This is a genomic window from Bradyrhizobium sp. CCBAU 25338, assembly GCF_028128965.1.
GTDB lineage: Bacteria > Pseudomonadota > Alphaproteobacteria > Rhizobiales > Xanthobacteraceae > Bradyrhizobium > Bradyrhizobium liaoningense.
This window is the reverse complement of sequence record NZ_LFKY01000043.1, coordinates 43,270-59,534: the sequence shown is the minus strand read 5'-3', so window position 1 is coordinate 59,534 and position 16,265 is coordinate 43,270. Positions and strand designations below refer to the sequence as shown.

The window sequence follows — 16,265 nt, the reverse complement described above, 5'->3', positions numbered from 1 at the left end:
TCCGGCGTCCGCTAAAGTAGCCCGGCCGCGGGCATGACGGCGCAACAGGCGGCGGGAGAAAGTCCAAGATGGTCTCTGCAGCGGAACAACTGGCAGCCAATCTCAATTTCGGCGCGTTCGCCAAGGCCGACGAACTGAAGAAGCGCATCTGGTTCACCCTGGGTGCGCTGCTCGTTTATCGGCTCGGGACCTACATCCCGCTGCCCGGCATCGATCCGAACATCTGGGAACAGGTGTTCCGCTCCCAGGCGGGCGGCATCCTCGGCATGTTCAACATGTTCGCCGGCGGCGGCATCCACCGCATGGCGATCTTCGCGCTGAACATCATGCCGTACATCTCGGCCTCGATCATCATCCAGCTCCTCACCACCGTCTCGCCGCAGCTCGAGGCGCTGAAGAAGGAAGGCGAGGCCGGTCGCAAGACGCTGAATCAGTACACTCGCTATCTGACGGTCATCTTGGCGGCATTCCAGTCCTACGGGATCGCGGTAGGCCTCGAAGGCGCCGGCAACGTCGTCAGCGAGCCCGGCATGTTCTTCCGCCTGTCCACGGCGATCACGCTGACCGGCGGCACCATGTTCCTGATGTGGCTGGGCGAGCAGATCACCTCGCGCGGCATCGGCAACGGCATCTCGCTGATCATTCTCGCCGGCATCGTCGCCGAGCTGCCCGCGGCGCTCGCCAACATGCTCGAGCTCGGCCGCCAGGGCGCGATGTCGACCGGCCTGATCCTGGTCGTCATCATCATGGCCGTCGCCGTGATCGCCTTCATCGTGTTCGTGGAGCGCGCGCAGCGCCGCCTCCTGATTCAGTATCCGAAGCGCCAGGTCGGCAACAAGATGTTCGAGGGCCAGTCCTCGCATCTGCCGCTCAAGCTCAACACCTCGGGCGTGATCCCGCCGATCTTCGCGTCCTCGCTGCTCTTGCTGCCGACCACGGTTGCGAACTTCAACGCGGGCAGCGGGCCGGAGTGGTTCCAGTGGATCAACACCCAGCTCGGCCATGGCCGTCCGCTGTTCCTGATCATGTATCTTGCGCTGATCGTGTTCTTCGCCTTCTTCTACACCGCGATCGTGTTCAACCCGACCGAGACCGCGGACAATCTGAAGAAGCACGGCGGCTTCATTCCGGGCATCCGTCCTGGCGAGCGCACTGCCGAATATATCGACTACGTGCTGTCGCGCATTACGGTGCTCGGCGCAATTTATCTGGCGATCGTCTGCTTGATTCCCGAGATCCTGATCTCCTACGCGTCGGTGCCGTTCTATTTCGGCGGCACCTCGCTGCTGATCGTCGTCAGTGTGACCATGGATACGGTGGCGCAGGTCCAGGGCTATCTTCTGGCCCATCAGTATGAGGGCCTGATCCGGAAGTCCAAGCTGCGTGGCCGCCGTAGATGAGCAGGGAGCTCGCGCGCCGAATCGCTTTCACGATCGGCGCGCTTCTCCTCTTCAGGCTGGGCACGCAGATCCCGATCGCGGGGCTGGATGTTTCGCGTCTCTCGTCGCTACCCGATTTCAACGGCCGCCTTTCGCTGTTTTCGCTCGGCCTCGTTCCCTATCTGACTGCGGCGATCTTCCTCCGGTTGCTGTCTGTCGTGTGGCGCGGCCTTAGTTCGCTCGAGCGGTCGGGCGAGGAGGGCCGACGCAAGGTGGCCCGTGCCACGCTCGGACTCACGCTGGCTCTTGCCGCTTTTCAGGCTTACGGCATCTCCTCGGCGCTGATTTCCATTCCGCAGCTCGTCAGGAATCCCGACGGCTGGTTCGTGATGACGGCCACGGCCTCGATGATTGGCGGCGTCTTTGTGCTGGTGTGGCTGAGCGAACAGATCACCCGCTACGGCATTGGCAACGGTCTGGCGCTGATCTTGAGTGTCGGCATGCTCGTCTCTCTGCCGCGAGACGTCGCCGGCATCGCAGACGTCGTGCGGAGCGGGGCGATCTCGGGCAATCTCGTGCTCTTCCACGCCGTGTTATGGGTCGCGACCGTCGCTGTGATCGTGCTTGTCGAAAGCGCACGGCGAAATGTTCGGGTCGAGTTCGGCGCGCTCAATGTCGGCGCGCGGCAACTGCCGGTGCGCGAAGCGGTGCTGCCGATCAAGCTCAACAGCGCGGGGTTCCTGATTCCGGTCACCATGGCGCCATGGATCTTCTTTCTCCCGCTCGCTCTTGCGGGCGTCGTCATGGGCGCCGATCACCCCTTGGTCGCCGCGGCCTATCGCCATCTTCAACTCGGGCAGCCGGCGCACCTCATCCTCGTGTCCGTCGCGGTGTTCGTGCTGGCCTTCATCTACACCGCTTATGTCATCGATCCCGAATACACGGCCAAATCCCTGGCGCAACGTGACGGCATCATTTCCGGTGTCGCGCCCGGCGAGGCGACCGCCGCCTATCTCGATCGCGTCGTGTCATTGACGACGGTCGTCGGAGCCGTCTACCTGACGGCGTTGCAGTTGATTCCGGAGGTGTTCGACCTTTACGGGATCGGTCTGCCTTATAGTATGGTCGTCAATGGTGGTGCGGCGCTGGTTGTGGTTTGCACCGCTCTTGATATCAAAGCACAGGTGCGCGACGTATCGCTCACCAATCCGGGGGGCGTACGCCGATGAGAATTATACTTCTGGGACCGCCGGGGTCGGGCAAGGGGACCCAGGCGCAACTCTTGGTGCAGCGCTATGGCATCGTCCAGCTCTCGACCGGCGAGATGCTACGCGCGGCGGTTGCGGCTGGAACGCCGGTCGGGCTGAAGGCCAAGGAGATCATGGCCAGTGGCGGCCTCGTTCCGGACGAGGTCGTGGTCGGAATCATCTCCGACCGGATCGACCAGCCGGACGCCAGGAACGGTTTCATCCTCGATGGTTTCCCGCGCACCGTGCCGCAGGCCGAGGCGCTGGATGAGCTGCTCAAGCAGAAGCATCTCAAGCTCGACGCCGTGATCGAGCTCCGCGTCAACGAGAGCGCACTGCTGAGCCGCGTCGAGACCCGTGTCGCCCAGATGCGGGAGCGCGGGGAGGAGGTCCGGCTCGACGACACCCCTGAGGTCCTGACCAAGCGGCTGGCCAGCTACCGCAGCCAGACGGAACCGCTGATTCACTACTATTCCGAGCGTCGGAAGCTCTCGACCATCGACGGCATGATGGCCATCGACGAGGTCACCCGCGCCATCCACCGCCAGCTTCTGGCGCTCGGCGCGGTCGAGCCCAAGACCCACTCCAGAAGCGCGGCCAAGGCGGCGCCGGCCAAAAAGGCCAAGGCGGCGAAGAAATCGGCCAAAAAACCGGCGAAGGCAGCCAAAACGGCGGCCAAAGCCGCCAAAGCTGCCAAAAAGGCGGTCAAGAAAGCCGTGAAGGGTTCCAAGACCGCTACCAAGACCGCTACCAAGGCCGCGACCAAGAAAACGGCCAAAAAGGCCGCAAAAGCGACCGCCAGGAAGGCCGTCAAAAAGGGTGCCAAAAAGACCGCAAAAAAGGTCACGAAAAAGCGAGCCCAACGCTAGCAGCGGTTGACGAAAGCCCCCGGAATCCCCTAATAAGCCCCGCATCCAAGTCGGATAGTTTCAGACGATGCCGGGCCCCAGGAAGACCGGGGGTTGGCGTCGTGTTCGCGTTTGTGAACACCTGCCCGAGAACACAAGCACTTAAAGCCCGATCCTGACGAGGATCGGCGACAGGAGAGAAGGCCGTGGCCCGTATTGCCGGCGTGAACATTCCCACCAACAAGCGCGTGCTGATCGCGCTCCAGTACATCCATGGCATCGGTCAGAAGATCGCCAGTGAGATCCTGGAGAAGGTGAAGATCCCCGTGGATCGTCGCGTCAATCAGCTCAGCGACGCCGAAGTGCTCCAGATCCGCGAAGTCATCGACCGCGACTATCTCGTCGAGGGCGATCTTCGTCGCGAGGTCGGTATCAACATCAAGCGTCTGATGGACCTCGGCTGCTATCGCGGCCTGCGTCATCGTCGCGGTCTGCCGGTGCGCGGCCAGCGCACTCACACCAATGCGCGCACGCGCAAGGGTCCGGCCAAGGCCATCGCCGGCAAGAAGAAGTAAACTCGCGAATAGGCAATGGCGAATGGCGGGTAGGGAGCATCCCTATTCGCCATTCGCTACTCACTATTTGCTTCCACAGGTGTAGCCGCTGGCATTACGGCGGCGTTTGAGATCTTCAGGAAAGGGACTCAATGGGCAAGGAAGCCACCCGCGTTCGTCGTCGTGAGCGCAAGAACATCGCCTCCGGCGTCGCGCATGTGAACTCGTCGTTCAACAACACGACCATCACCATCACCGACGCGCAGGGCAACACGATTGCCTGGTCTTCGGCCGGCACGATGGGTTTCAAGGGCTCGCGCAAGTCGACCCCGTACGCCGCGCAGGTCGCTGCCGAAGACGTCTCCAAGAAGGCGCAGGAGCACGGCATGCGCACGCTGGAAGTCGAAGTCGCCGGCCCCGGTTCGGGCCGTGAGTCGGCGCTCCGCGCGCTCCAGGCAGCGGGCTTCACCGTCACCTCGATCCGTGACGTGACAACGATTCCGCACAACGGTTGCCGTCCCCGTAAGCGTCGGCGCGTTTGATACCAAGTTGCGGGCGCATCGGCGCCCGCGATGACTTTACTAAGAAGCCGCGGGAATGATCTGCGGCCTTTCTCCAACGCCAGTATTTGAACTGTCAAATTGACTGGCCTGTATGGGTGAAACAGTGACGATCCAGAAAAATTGGCAAGAACTGATTCGGCCGAACAAGCTCCAGGTTACGCCCGGCAGCGATTCCTCGCGTTTTGCGACCATCGTCGCCGAGCCGCTCGAGCGTGGTTTCGGCCAGACCCTCGGCAACGCGCTGCGCCGGATCCTGCTCTCCTCGCTCCAGGGCGCAGCGGTGCAGTCGGTGCACATCGACGGCGTGCTGCACGAGTTCTCCTCGATCGCGGGCGTCCGTGAGGACGTCACCGACATCGTCCTCAACATCAAGGACATCTCGATCAAGATGCAGGGCGAAGGCCCCAAGCGCATGGTCGTGAAGAAGCAGGGCCCGGGCGTCGTCACCGCCGGCGACATCCAGACCGTCGGCGACGTGGTCGTGCTGAACCCCGATCTGCAGATCTGCACGCTCGACGAGGGCGCCGAGATCCGCATGGAGTTCACGGTTTCCACCGGCAAGGGTTACGTGCCCGCCGAGCGCAACCGTCCCGAGGACGCGCCGATCGGCCTGATCCCGGTCGACAGCCTGTACTCGCCAGTCCGCAAGGTCTCCTACAAGGTCGAGAACACCCGCGAGGGCCAGATCCTCGACTACGACAAGCTGACCATGACGATCGAGACCAACGGCGCGCTCACGCCGGACGATTCGGTGGCCTACGCTGCGCGCATCCTGCAGGATCAGCTCAACGTGTTCGTCAACTTCGAAGAGCCGCGCAAGGAAGTCGCCCAGGAGATCATCCCGGACCTCGCCTTCAACCCGGCCTTCCTCAAGAAGGTGGACGAGCTCGAGCTGTCGGTGCGTTCGGCCAACTGCTTGAAGAACGACAACATCGTCTACATCGGCGACCTCGTGCAGAAGAGCGAAGCGGAAATGCTCCGCACTCCGAATTTCGGTCGCAAGTCGCTGAACGAGATCAAGGAAGTGCTGGCCCAGATGGGTCTGCACCTCGGCATGGAAGTGCCGGGCTGGCCGCCGGAGAACATCGACGAGCTCGCCAAGCGCTTCGAGGATCATTACTGAGCGAATGGCGAGCAGGGAGTGGCGAATGGGGAAGAACTATTCGCTACTCACCATTCGCCACTCGCTGACTTGGGCGAACGCAGGCAGCCCACCTGAGCAACATGTCCGACGAACCGTCGCGGCAGTTCATATGTAAGGAATAAACACATGCGTCACGGCAAGGTTCATCGGAAGCTCAACCGCACGGCCGAGCACCGCCGCGCGATGTTCGCCAACATGGCGGCCTCGCTGATCAAGCACGAGCAGATCGTCACCACGCTGCCCAAGGCCAAGGAGCTTCGCCCGATCGTCGAGAAGCTCGTCACCCTCGGCAAGAAGGGCGGCCTGTCGCTGCGCCGCCAGGCGATCGCGGAGCTGCGCGACGTCGACATGGTCAAGAAGCTCTTCGACACGCTCGCGACCCGCTACAAGGACCGGCAGGGCGGCTACACCCGCATCATCAAGGCCGGCTTCCGCTACGGCGACAACGCCGCGATGGCCGTGATCGAGTTCGTCGATCGCGACGTCGACGCCAAGGGCCAGGATTCCGGTCCGGTGCAGGAGAAGGAAGCCGAGGCGGCGTAAGCCGATCGGCGGATATGAATTGAAGCGGCGCCTTTCCGGGCGCCGTTTTTGTTTGGACGCATAGGGCGGGTTCGCCCATGTACATGCGCTTCCTCACGCGTCAGTGAGCCCGATTGCGGCATCACAGGTCGCTCCCGATATCTCCGTCATCAGCCATGGAGACATCGCATGAACATCGACCTTACCGGAAAGACCGCCCTCGTCACCGGCTCGACCGCCGGCATCGGCCACGCCATAGCCAGGGGCCTTGCCACCTCGGGCGCGAGCGTCGTCATCAACGGGCGCGGCCAGGACAAGGTCGATGCCGCCGTGCGCAAACTGGAAGGGGCGGGCGCCAAGGTGCGCGGCATCACCGCCGACGTCTCGACCGCGGCGGGCTGCAAGGCACTCGTCGCGGCGCTGCCCGAGGTCGACATTCTCATCAACAATGCCGGCATCTTCGAGCCCAAGGATTTCTTCGATATCCCGGACGAGGACTGGAGCCGCTTCTTCGAGGTCAACGTGATGAGCGGCGTGCGGCTGTCGCGCGCATACATGAAGGGCATGCTCGAGCGCAACTGGGGCCGCATCGTCTTCATCTCCTCGGAGTCCGGGCTCAACATTCCCGTCGAGATGATCCATTACGGCATGACCAAGACGGCCCAGCTTTCGGTCGCGCGCGGCCTGGCGCAGCTCACCCGCGGCACCGGTGTCACCGTCAACTCCGTGCTGCCGGGCCCGACCATGTCGGAGGGCGTCGAGACGTTCGTCAGGGATCTCGCCAAGCAGAATGGACAGTCGGTGGACGAGGCTGCTGCGAACTTCGTCAAGCAGCATCGCCCGAGCTCGCTGCTGCAGCGCTTTGCCAGCGTCGAGGAGATCGCCAACATGGTGGTCTATGTCGCCTCGAAGCAGGCGTCGGCCACCAACGGTGCAGCGCTGCGCGCCGAGGGCGGCATCGTCAACACGATCGCCTGAGGCGACGCGCATGGCGGCCTATGTGATCTCCGAGGTCGAGGTGCGCGACAGAGCCGCGATGGAGGCCTACCGCACGCTCGCGGCGCAGACCATTGCCCAATATGGCGGCCGCTATCTCGCGCGCGGCGGCGCCGCTGACGTGGTGGAGGGCGGTCCGCCGGCGAAGTCGATCATCATCGTGGAGTTTTCTTCGTTGGCGCGGGCGCGCGAATGGTACGCGTCGGCCGAATATGCCGAAGCACTCAAGTTGCGGCAGACGGCGTTGGAGCGGCGGCTGATGTTCGTGGAGGGTGTTGCGCCGTAGCGAAGTTCGTCATGGCCGCGCTTGGCGCGGCCATCCACGACCTTCGCCACTCCACCAAGAACGTGGATGCCCGGGACAAGCCCGGGCATGACGAAGTGTTGCGGCTGCTACCACCCCTCCAGCACGATCTTGCCGCGCGACTTGCCGCTTTCGAGCAGCGCATGGGCTCGCTTGAGGTTGGTGGCGTTGATCGTGCCGAAGGTCTGGTCGAGCGTGGTGCGCAGCACGCCCTTGTCGATGAGGTCGGCTACATCATTGAGCAGATGATGCTGCGCGATCATGTCTGGCGTCTGGAACGAGGAGCGCGTGAACATCGATTCCCAGTGCACCGAGATGGCCTTGCCCTTGAACGTGCTCATGGCAAATTCCGGGGGATCGTCGATCAGGCCGAACTTGCCCTGCGGGGCCATGAAGTCCGCAATCGCCTTGTAGTGCTGGTCGGTGAAGGTCAGGCTCGCCACCAGCGCGACCGGCGGCAGCTTCAGCTTGTCGATCTGCTCCTTCATCGGCTTGCCGTGGTCGATCACCGCATGGGCGCCGAGATCGAGGCACCATTTCTGCGACTCCGGCCGCGTCGCGGTGGCAAGTACCGTCAGCCCGGTGAGGCGGCGGGCAAGTTGGATCAGGATCGAGCCGACGCCGCCGGCGCCGCCCGTGATCAGGAGCGTGCGCGGATCGACGCTCTTGCCGGGTACCGCGCCGAGCCGGTCGAACAGCAATTCCCAGGCGGTGATGGAGGTGAGGGGAAGGGCGGCTCCTTGCGCGAACGACAGGCTCTTCGGCTTGTTGCCGACGATGCGCTCGTCGACCAGGTGGAACTCGGCGTTGGTGCCCTGGCGCAGGATCGAGCCGGCATAGAACACCTCGTCGCCCGGCTTGAAGAGCGTCACGTCGGGTCCGACGGCATCGACCACGCCGGCCGCGTCATAGCCGAGGATCTTCGTCTCGCCCTCGGGCGGAGCTGCGCGCTTGCGCACCTTGTAGTCGACCGGATTGGCCGAGATCGCCTTCACGGCGACGCGGATGTCGCGCCCCTTGGGCTCGGGCTTGGCGGTCTCGAAATCGATCAGTGAATCCGCATCCTCGATCGGAAGCGATTTTTTGTAGCCGACGGCCTTCATGGCTTGTCTCCATCAGATGGGCTGTTCGCCTGCCGCTCTAACTGTCGCCCTGGCTTCAAATTGGCAAGTACTGTAAATTTGGGGATATAGTCCCTGTTTGGATACTATTGGGAAAACACGCATGAAGCGGCGCAATTTTGCCCGTCGTCCCGGCTGCTCGGTCGAGGCGACGCTGGACCTGATCGACGGCAAGTGGAAGGGCGTGATCCTCTACCACCTCCAGAGCGGCACCCAGCGTTTCGGCGAATTGCGCCGCCGGATGCCCGGCATCACCCAGCGCATGCTCACGAAACAGCTGCGCGCGCTCGAGGAGGACAAGCTGGTCATCCGCAAGGTCTATGCCGAGGTGCCGCCGCGCGTGGAATATTGCCTGTCCGAGCTCGGCGAGAGCCTCAGGCCTGTCATCGACATCCTGAAGGCCTGGGGCGAGAGTCATCAGGAACGGCTGTCCTGCGCGCCGCCGCCGGTGGTGGTGAGGAAGCCGAAGCGCGCGGCGTGAGTATCCGGGAGCGGATCGTACCGCTCCCGGAAAAGGTGAGCGTCAGAACGCGAACTGCGTGCGCATCGCGACCGCGTCGAACTTCGAGCCGACATCGGCGGTCGAAATCGGCGAGGCCTGTCGCGACACCGTGCCATGCAGATAGTCCAGCATGAAACGGACATTGCCGTTGACGTACCAGTTGAGCGCGAGGGTGTAGACCGTCTGCCGGCCACCGGCGACACCGGTCGCGGTCGCGAGCTGATCGTTGAGGTCAATCGTCGAGAAGCGCCCGGCGATTTCCCACGCCCCCCAGCCGCCGCCGTCGAGCGAGAACGGATGCGCGGGCTTGACGCCGTGATAGGCCGCGGCCGCGGCATTGTAGGCCCGGCTTTCTCCCGTCAGCACGTAGCCGGCCTGTGCGTAGCCACCCTGGAATTTCAGGCTCGGTGCGCCGACCAGCGGCACGCCGGTGTTGGCGGTGCGATCGACGTTGTACCAGAAGTACTCGCCCTGGACGATGAACGGCCCGTAGGTCGCTGCCGCTTCGACGCTGTAGACCTGTGCCCCCGAGACATTGGCGATGGCACCGGTGGAGATCAGGGTGGTCGGGTCGAGACGCAATTCCGGACGATCGCTGAGCGTGACCGTCTGCGTGTTGGCGATCAGGTTGCGCGGCGGCTGGATCAGCCATTGCGCGTCGGCGCCGATATGCACGGAGTAGTCCTTGCCGCTGATGGGATTGCCGGCGACGCGCGCCACGGCGCCATACTGCTCGCTCGTACCCGGCGGCGAAGCGCTCGAGGCGGAATGGATCGCGCCGGTCGAGGGCCCCGTGACATAGCCGCCGATCCAGAGCTGGTCATTGAACCAGCGTGCACCGGCTGCGGAGCGGAAGTCGCCGGCGGCGATGTTGGTCGCGATTACACCGGGCGAGGCGCGCTCCATGAACATGATGTCGTTTGAGCTCGTCGCTTCGTCGAGCGTGTATGGCAGATCCATGATGCCGGCCTCGATCGCCATCTTGCCGCCGAACGGCTTCAAGCCGGTGTAGCTGAGATACGCGTTCTCGACGCCGGAGACGCCGCCGCCCGGCAGCGATCCCGGCGCGGCGCCGCCAAATCCGTCGGACGAGCCGCCGAAATCGTAGACCAGCGCGAAGTTCCAGTCGTTGAAGAACTTGCCGGCGACGCCGATGCGCGCGCGACGGACGTTCTGGCCGCTGTCGAGCTTCTGCGGCACAGTGGCCGCGGTATTGGGACGATAGTCATAGCCGCCGACATCCCAATGCAGGCGGCTGGTGATGGCAACGCAGTTGGCCTGGTCGGCGGTGCAGATCGTCGGGCGATTGTTCGGCATCGTCACGACGACGCCGGATGCCGGGGCCGGTCCCTTGACGGGGATCGCCGCATTGGCGTTGGCAACGACGGCCTTCGCCTCCGAACGCGCCTCGGCCTTCGCTTCAGCCTTCGCTTCGGCCCTGGCTTTCGCCGTGGCCGCCGTGTTCGCCGCGGTCTGACTCTGGAGCTTGTCGAGCTTCTGCTCCAGCATCTTCAACTGCTGCTTCAGCAGCGCGATCTCCTGCTCGCTGCTGCTCGCCGATTGGGCCTGGGCCTGCGAGGCCGCCAGCGCACCGGCGAGACCAATTGCCGTGGCTGTAATTCTTGTCCTGCTCACGTCATGACTCCATCGTTTGACGAACTTCCCCAAGTTGTTTGCGGAGCCTAGGTGTGATCGATGACTGCCCCGCGACGCTGCGCCCGGTTGCGCGGTTCCCACTGGTGCAAATTCGCCGCAACCGAATCCGCGTTACTCCACAATGCTGGATGACGCGCATCATGCCAATCCATCGCTCCGGCAGATTGCCGAATCGCACGCTGGGCATGCATTCGGGAGACACCGGAATGAGGCCGAATATTGCCGCCACGCGCCCTTCTATTGAGGGGCGAACGCGCCTATATTCCGACGTCTTTTCCAAGAGGTAGGAATGTTTCGATCGACCTGGACCGCCGTCGTCACGGCCTTGTGCATAGCCTTTTCGGCCCATTTCAATCCGGCCTCAGCGCAGGACCGCCGCGTCCCGTCATCGCCGGCCGAGCTGCGGCTGTCCTATGCGCCGATCGTGCAACGGGTGCAGCCCGCGGTCGTCAACGTCTATGCCGCCAAGGTGGTGCAGAACCGCAATCCGCTGCTGGACGACCCGATCTTCCGCCGCTTCTTCGGCGTGCCGGGTCAGCAGCCCGAGCAGATGCAGCGCTCGCTCGGCTCCGGCGTCATCGTCGATGCCTCCGGTCTCGTCGTCACCAACGTCCACGTCATCGAAGGCGCGGACCAGGTGAAAGTGTCGCTGTCGGACAAGCGCGAGTTCGAGGCCGAGATCCTGCTGAAGGATTCGCGTACCGATCTCGCCGTGCTGCGCCTGAAAGACGCCAAGGAAAAATTCCCGACGCTCGATTTCACGAATTCCGATGAGCTATTGGTCGGCGACGTCGTGCTGGCGATCGGCAATCCCTTCGGTGTCGGCCAGACCGTGACCCACGGCATCATCTCGGCGCTGGCGCGCACGCAAGTCGGCATCACCGACTACCAGTTCTTCATCCAGACCGATGCGCCGATCAATCCCGGCAATTCCGGCGGCGCGCTGGTCGACATGAGCGGCAAGCTCGCCGGCATCAACACTGCGATCTATTCGCGCTCCGGCGGCTCGCAAGGCATCGGCTTTGCGATTCCCGCCAACATGGTGCGCGTCGTCGTCGCCTCCGCCAAGAGCGGTGGCAAGGCAGTGAAGCGGCCGTGGCTCGGGGCAAGATTGCAGGCGGTGACTCCGGAGATCGCGGAAAGCCTCGGCCTGCGCTCGCCGACCGGTGCGTTGGTCGCAAGCGTGGTGCCCAACGGCCCCGCAGCGAAGGCCGGTCTGAAATCCTCCGACCTCATCACCGGCATCGACGGCCAGGCCGTCGATGATCCCAACGCTTTCGACTACCGCTTCGCAACCCGTCCGCTCGGCGGCACCGCGCAGATCGACGTGCAGCGCGGCAGCAAGCCGATCAAGCTGACCGTGGCGCTGGAGACCGCGCCCGATACCGGGCGCAGCGAACTCGTCGTCACCGCCCGCTCGCCGTTCCAGGGCGCGAAGGTCTCGACCATCACGCCCGCGGTTGCTGACGAGCTGCGTCTGGACGCCGACACCGAAGGCGTCGTGATCACCGATATCGGCGGCGATACCGCGGCTGCCAATGTCGGCTTCCAGAAAGGCGACATCATCCTGGCCGTCAACAACCAGAAGATCAGCAAGACCGGCGATCTCGAGAAGGCCGCAGGCGAGCGGCCGCGGATCTGGCGCATCACGCTGGTGCGCGGCGGCCAGCAGATCAACGTCACGTTGGGCGGATGAGTCCGAAACGACCACAGCAGACGCCGACTCTCTTTGCCGCGGCCGGGCTCGACCACGAGGCGCCGCATCCGCTGCCGGACCGGCTGCGTCCGCGCACGCTGTCGGAGGTCGTCGGCCAGGACCATATCCTCGGCCCCGACGGCGCGCTGACGCGCATGCTGGAAACGCGCACGCTCGGCTCGCTGGTGTTCTGGGGCCCGCCGGGCACCGGCAAGACCACGGTGGCGCGGCTGCTGGCGGATGCCACCGATCTGCATTTCGAGCAGATCTCCGCGGTGTTCTCCGGCGTCGCCGATCTCAAGAAGGCATTCGATGCCGCGCGCGCCCGCCGCGAGATGGGCAAGGGCACGCTGCTCTTCGTGGACGAGGTGCATCGCTTCAACCGCGCCCAGCAGGATTCCTTTCTGCCTGTGATGGAAGACGGCACGGTGGTCATGGTCGGCGCCACCACCGAGAACCCATCCTTCGAGCTCAACGCAGCGCTCCTGTCCCGCGCCCGTGTGCTGGTATTTCGTTCGCTCGATGCCGCCGCGATCGAAAAGCTGTTCGCGCATGCCGAGGCGGTCGAGGGCAAGAAGCTGCCGCTGGATGCGGAGGCGCGTGCGGTGCTGGTGCGCATGGCCGACGGCGACGGCCGCGCATCGCTGACGCTTGCCGAAGAGGTCTGGCGTTCGGCGCGGGCGGACGAGATTTTCAATGCCGCGCAATTGCAGGACATCCTGCAGCGCCGCGCGCCGATCTACGACAAGTCGGCCGACGGCCATTACAACCTGATCTCCGCGCTGCATAAGTCGGTGCGCGGCTCTGATCCCGATGCCGCGCTGTATTATCTCGCGCGCATGCTAGACGCTGGCGAGGACCCGCTGTTCCTGGCCCGCCGTGTCGTGCGCATGGCGGTCGAGGACATCGGGCTTGCCGATCCGCAGGCGCTCGTCGTCGCCAATGCGGCGAAGGATGCCTTCGACTTCCTCGGCCATCCCGAGGGCGAGCTCGCGATCGCGCAGGCCGTGGTCTATCTCGCCACCGCGCCGAAATCGAACGCGGTCTACACCGCCTTCGGCTCGGCGATGCAGGTGGCCAAGCAGGCCGGCTCGCTGCTGCCGCCAAAGCACATCCTCAATTCCCCGACCAAGCTGATGAAGTCGGAAGGCTACGGTGCAGCGTACGAATACGACCATGACGCGCCGGACGCCTTCTCCGGCCAGGACTACTTCCCGGAAGCGCTCGGTCGCCAGACCTTCTACGACCCGCCCGAGCGCGGTTTTGAGCGCGAGATCAGGAAGCGGCTGGATTACTGGGCCAAGCTGCGCAAGGAGCGGGGCGGGAAATAGCCAGGCGCCTGCTGACAGGAGATCGCTCGCGGCTGGGCCGTGTGCTGCGATTCGGAGCTAATTTGCGTCTCGCTATTCGTAATTTGTGGAGCCTACGGTCTGCCACCATCCAGGCGGCTGGTTGAGCTTTGTGAGGACATTCCCGTTAGCCGGTGCGAGAGTGCGCAGAGCTTTGAAGAAATCCTCCTCGACTACACGATCGTGGCGGTACCCGGCGATTGAAGCGGCTGTGTTGATCGGGACATCGAAAACATAGTCCACTCCCCATTCACCGGGTTTGCCCTGCGCGTCCTCTGCGCGTTGCTTCTTCATCGCTGTGTCGCATAACTCCTTGAACACGACAGGCGGGTCTCCGCGCGCCTCTAGATGTGAACGTCCTTGGCCGCTGTCATGCCGAATTTCCCAGGCCGAGTGGCCGCCTTGCCAAAGGCTCGCGTACGAGACCATCGCATGCTCGAGAACGACGCAGGTGATACATCGGGATTTCGCCGGAAGCCTGGTGAGCGGTATCGGACTTTTGCCAACGGTTGCGTCCATGACCAGCGCATACTTTGCGAATACACCGCACCATCCCGACTTGAGGACAGCTCCTGCCAGCGGCACATAGCTCGTTCCTAGATCATATCGATCGGGCGTTCCTCCGGTTGGAGCGAGATCAAGACAATCGTACAGAACTTCTTCGGTGATCCCGTCGACCAAAATCCAGGACATGTTGTATCCCAAAATTCATCTCCTGGCGTTGGGCAGGGTTTCAACCACGGGCTGCTTCAGTATAGCCGGGCCATAGCCGGATTGAACTGATTTTGCGGTGACGTAGGGCCGCTTTTAGGGTACGCAGGCAATCATGAGCCGCCGCATCAAGAGAATGAATCCAAGGCCGCGTTCGCGAGACGAGCGCGAGGACGCGCGTCCGCATCAGGCGCGCAGCGCGAAGAAGGCCGGGCCGCGGCCGGGCGGCAAGCCCGGCAGCAAGCCGCCGCGCTTTGCGGGCGAACGGGCCGAGCGCCGCGCGCCCAAAGCTGTGCTGGAAAAGGCCGTTCCGGCAAAGCCGGTCGAAGCATTGCTGCCCACCAAGGTCCAGACCGTCACCGTGACGGCGGACGAGAACAACATGCGTGTCGACCGTTTCCTCGAAGCGCGCTTTCCCGGCCTGTCGTTCTCCCACATCCAGCGCGTCGTCCGCAAAGGCGAGCTGCGCGTCGACGGCAAGCGCGTCGACAGCAAGGATCGCCTCGAGGAGGGGCAGAGCGTCCGCATCCCGCCGCTGAAGCTCGACGCACCGAAGGTCGTCGGGGAGCTCTCGGACGCTGCGCAAAAAACGCTCAAGGCGCTGCAGGAGATGACGATCTACGAGGACGACGACGTCCTCGTCCTGAACAAGCCGGCCGGCCTTGCCGTGCAGGGTGGGTCGGGCATGACGCGGCACATCGACCAGATGCTGGAGGTGATGCGCGACGCCAAGGGCCAGAAGCCGCGGCTCGTGCACCGCATCGACAGGGAGACGTCGGGCTGTCTCCTGATCGCCAAGACGCGCTTCGCCGCCTCGCACCTGACAGGCGCATTCCGCTCGCGATCGGCGCGAAAGGTGTATTGGGCTCTGGTACCGGGCCTGCCGAAGCCCAAGCAGGGCCGCATCTCGACCTTCCTCGCCAAGGAAGAGAGCGAGGACGACACCATCATGCGCATCGCCCAGCATGGCGATGAGGGCGCGAGCCACGCGGTGACCTATTATGCGGTGGTCGAGACCGCGGGTAACAAGCTGACCTGGGTGTCGCTGAAGCCGGTAACGGGCCGCACCCACCAGCTGCGCGCCCACATGGCCCATATCGGCCATCCGATCGTCGGTGATCCCAAATATTTCAACATCGAGAACTGGCAGCTGCCGGGCGGCTTGCAGAACCGGCTGCATCTCTTGGCACGCCGCATCGTCATCCCGCATCCGCGCGGCGGCGTGATCGACGCCACCGCGCCTCTGCCGCCACATATGCAGCAGTCGTGGAACCTGCTCGGGCTTGATGCAACCAGATTTGATCCGATCGAGAACGCGCCTGAAGAATAATTAAGTCAGGTTGAACGGGGGCAGTCGAAGCACAACATATCGCCTATGAAACGGCTCGCGATATGTCTCGTGGTTCTGACCGCACTGTTTATGGGGCAGGGGGCTCAGGCACAATTGGTGCTGCCGGGCCCCTCGCAGGTCGTTCCGCTGCCTTCGCCGCCACCGCCGCCGAAGCTCGAGGTGCCGAAGATGCCGCAACTCGATGCGCCGCCGAGCTACAATTACCGGCCGCTTCCGCGTAATTCGTTCGGCGATCGCTTTTCGAAGTGCCTCGAGGATGCCGCAGGCGCGGGGCTGAGCCCCGGTCACCGTGGCACCTATGCGCTCAGATGCGCGAACTAGG

17 protein-coding genes are annotated in these 16,265 nt (G+C 63.9%); 14 read left to right on the top strand and 3 right to left on the bottom strand.

Annotation, left to right across the window (positions count from 1 at the left end; all coding sequences use genetic code 11):
- The first annotated feature begins 68 nt into the window (after positions 1 to 68).
- The 9 genes from secY (at position 69) to ACM42_RS33745 (ending at position 7,539) form a co-directional block, all read left to right on the top strand.
- Positions 69 to 1,400: a preprotein translocase subunit SecY gene (gene secY / locus ACM42_RS33785; protein WP_271532405.1), complete on the top strand. Its 1,332-nt coding sequence runs from the start codon at positions 69 to 71 to the stop codon at positions 1,398 to 1,400.
- The gene (locus tag ACM42_RS33780) at positions 1,397 to 2,608 is read left to right on the top strand and encodes a preprotein translocase subunit SecY (RefSeq protein ID WP_271532404.1); all 1,212 of its coding nucleotides are present in this window, start codon (positions 1,397 to 1,399) and stop codon (positions 2,606 to 2,608) included. Before secY ends, ACM42_RS33780 begins: the two co-directional genes overlap by 4 nt.
- The gene (locus ACM42_RS33775; protein ID WP_271532402.1) at positions 2,605 to 3,495 is read left to right on the top strand and encodes an adenylate kinase; all 891 of its coding nucleotides are present in this window, start codon (positions 2,605 to 2,607) and stop codon (positions 3,493 to 3,495) included. Before ACM42_RS33780 ends, ACM42_RS33775 begins: the two co-directional genes overlap by 4 nt.
- A gap of 185 nt (positions 3,496 to 3,680) precedes the next feature.
- Positions 3,681 to 4,049, top strand: coding sequence for a 30S ribosomal protein S13 (gene rpsM / locus ACM42_RS33770; protein WP_028137012.1), 369 nt, complete (start codon positions 3,681 to 3,683; stop codon positions 4,047 to 4,049).
- Positions 4,050 to 4,180: 131 nt separating this feature from the next.
- Positions 4,181 to 4,570, top strand: a complete 390-nt coding sequence (gene rpsK / locus ACM42_RS33765; RefSeq protein WP_007603045.1) for a 30S ribosomal protein S11 — start codon at positions 4,181 to 4,183, stop codon at positions 4,568 to 4,570.
- 112 nt (positions 4,571 to 4,682) lie between these two features.
- Complete coding sequence (locus tag ACM42_RS33760) at positions 4,683 to 5,714, top strand: DNA-directed RNA polymerase subunit alpha (protein ID WP_271532399.1); 1,032 nt, start codon at positions 4,683 to 4,685, stop codon at positions 5,712 to 5,714.
- A 147-nt stretch (positions 5,715 to 5,861) separates the two neighbouring features.
- On the top strand, positions 5,862 to 6,278 hold the full coding sequence (rplQ, locus tag ACM42_RS33755; RefSeq protein ID WP_063682058.1) for a 50S ribosomal protein L17: 417 nt from the start codon (positions 5,862 to 5,864) through the stop codon (positions 6,276 to 6,278).
- 168 nt (positions 6,279 to 6,446) lie between these two features.
- Positions 6,447 to 7,235, top strand: coding sequence for an SDR family NAD(P)-dependent oxidoreductase (locus ACM42_RS33750; protein ID WP_271532396.1), 789 nt, complete (start codon positions 6,447 to 6,449; stop codon positions 7,233 to 7,235).
- A gap of 10 nt (positions 7,236 to 7,245) precedes the next feature.
- Entirely contained in the window at positions 7,246 to 7,539 is a 294-nt protein-coding gene (locus tag ACM42_RS33745) for a DUF1330 domain-containing protein (RefSeq protein ID WP_271532394.1), read from the top strand.
- A 107-nt stretch (positions 7,540 to 7,646) separates the two neighbouring features.
- Here ACM42_RS33745 and ACM42_RS33740 read toward each other — a convergent pair whose 3' ends face one another.
- Positions 7,647 to 8,660, bottom strand: coding sequence for a zinc-binding alcohol dehydrogenase family protein (locus ACM42_RS33740; protein WP_271532392.1), 1,014 nt, complete (start codon positions 8,658 to 8,660; stop codon positions 7,647 to 7,649).
- Between the two features lie 121 nt (positions 8,661 to 8,781).
- Here ACM42_RS33740 and ACM42_RS33735 point away from each other — a divergent pair, with 121 nt between their 5' ends.
- Positions 8,782 to 9,159, top strand: a complete 378-nt coding sequence (locus ACM42_RS33735; protein WP_271532390.1) for a winged helix-turn-helix transcriptional regulator — start codon at positions 8,782 to 8,784, stop codon at positions 9,157 to 9,159.
- Between the two features lie 42 nt (positions 9,160 to 9,201).
- Here the strand turns inward: ACM42_RS33735 and ACM42_RS33730 are convergent, their stop codons facing one another.
- Entirely contained in the window at positions 9,202 to 10,815 is a 1,614-nt protein-coding gene (locus ACM42_RS33730) for an OprO/OprP family phosphate-selective porin (protein WP_271532388.1), read from the bottom strand.
- 310 nt (positions 10,816 to 11,125) lie between these two features.
- Between ACM42_RS33730 and ACM42_RS33725 the strand changes: the two genes are divergently transcribed.
- Both ACM42_RS33725 and ACM42_RS33720 read left to right on the top strand, forming a co-directional pair.
- Entirely contained in the window at positions 11,126 to 12,532 is a 1,407-nt protein-coding gene (locus tag ACM42_RS33725) for a DegQ family serine endoprotease (protein WP_271532386.1), read from the top strand.
- Complete coding sequence (locus ACM42_RS33720; protein WP_271532384.1) at positions 12,529 to 13,863, top strand: replication-associated recombination protein A; 1,335 nt, start codon at positions 12,529 to 12,531, stop codon at positions 13,861 to 13,863. Before ACM42_RS33725 ends, ACM42_RS33720 begins: the two co-directional genes overlap by 4 nt.
- Positions 13,864 to 13,935: 72 nt before the next feature.
- On the opposite strand, the gene ACM42_RS33715 is transcribed toward ACM42_RS33720, so the two are convergent.
- Positions 13,936 to 14,574, bottom strand: a complete 639-nt coding sequence (locus tag ACM42_RS33715; RefSeq protein ID WP_271532382.1) for a hypothetical protein — start codon at positions 14,572 to 14,574, stop codon at positions 13,936 to 13,938.
- A gap of 133 nt (positions 14,575 to 14,707) precedes the next feature.
- On the opposite strand from ACM42_RS33715, the gene ACM42_RS33710 reads away from it, so the two are divergent.
- The gene (locus ACM42_RS33710; RefSeq protein WP_271532379.1) at positions 14,708 to 15,922 is read left to right on the top strand and encodes an RluA family pseudouridine synthase; all 1,215 of its coding nucleotides are present in this window, start codon (positions 14,708 to 14,710) and stop codon (positions 15,920 to 15,922) included.
- 69 nt (positions 15,923 to 15,991) lie between these two features.
- On the top strand, positions 15,992 to 16,264 hold the full coding sequence (locus ACM42_RS33705) for a hypothetical protein (RefSeq protein ID WP_271532377.1): 273 nt from the start codon (positions 15,992 to 15,994) through the stop codon (positions 16,262 to 16,264).
- Position 16,265 lies beyond the last annotated feature (1 nt).

Coding starts and splice junctions, on each gene's coding strand:
- ACM42_RS33715 (WP_271532382.1), bottom strand. CDS start 14,574: ATGTCCTGGATTTTGGTCGACGGGATCACCGAAGAAGTTCTGTACGAT.
- ACM42_RS33750 (WP_271532396.1), top strand. CDS start 6,447: ATGAACATCGACCTTACCGGAAAGACCGCCCTCGTCACCGGCTCGACC.
- ACM42_RS33780 (WP_271532404.1), top strand. CDS start 1,397: ATGAGCAGGGAGCTCGCGCGCCGAATCGCTTTCACGATCGGCGCGCTT.
- ACM42_RS33735 (WP_271532390.1), top strand. CDS start 8,782: ATGAAGCGGCGCAATTTTGCCCGTCGTCCCGGCTGCTCGGTCGAGGCG.
- rpsK (WP_007603045.1), top strand. CDS start 4,181: ATGGGCAAGGAAGCCACCCGCGTTCGTCGTCGTGAGCGCAAGAACATC.
- rplQ (WP_063682058.1), top strand. CDS start 5,862: ATGCGTCACGGCAAGGTTCATCGGAAGCTCAACCGCACGGCCGAGCAC.
- ACM42_RS33740 (WP_271532392.1), bottom strand. CDS start 8,660: ATGAAGGCCGTCGGCTACAAAAAATCGCTTCCGATCGAGGATGCGGAT.
- ACM42_RS33710 (WP_271532379.1), top strand. CDS start 14,708: ATGAGCCGCCGCATCAAGAGAATGAATCCAAGGCCGCGTTCGCGAGAC.
- ACM42_RS33720 (WP_271532384.1), top strand. CDS start 12,529: ATGAGTCCGAAACGACCACAGCAGACGCCGACTCTCTTTGCCGCGGCC.
- secY (WP_271532405.1), top strand. CDS start 69: ATGGTCTCTGCAGCGGAACAACTGGCAGCCAATCTCAATTTCGGCGCG.
- ACM42_RS33775 (WP_271532402.1), top strand. CDS start 2,605: ATGAGAATTATACTTCTGGGACCGCCGGGGTCGGGCAAGGGGACCCAG.
- ACM42_RS33745 (WP_271532394.1), top strand. CDS start 7,246: ATGGCGGCCTATGTGATCTCCGAGGTCGAGGTGCGCGACAGAGCCGCG.
- ACM42_RS33760 (WP_271532399.1), top strand. CDS start 4,683: ATGGGTGAAACAGTGACGATCCAGAAAAATTGGCAAGAACTGATTCGG.
- ACM42_RS33725 (WP_271532386.1), top strand. CDS start 11,126: ATGTTTCGATCGACCTGGACCGCCGTCGTCACGGCCTTGTGCATAGCC.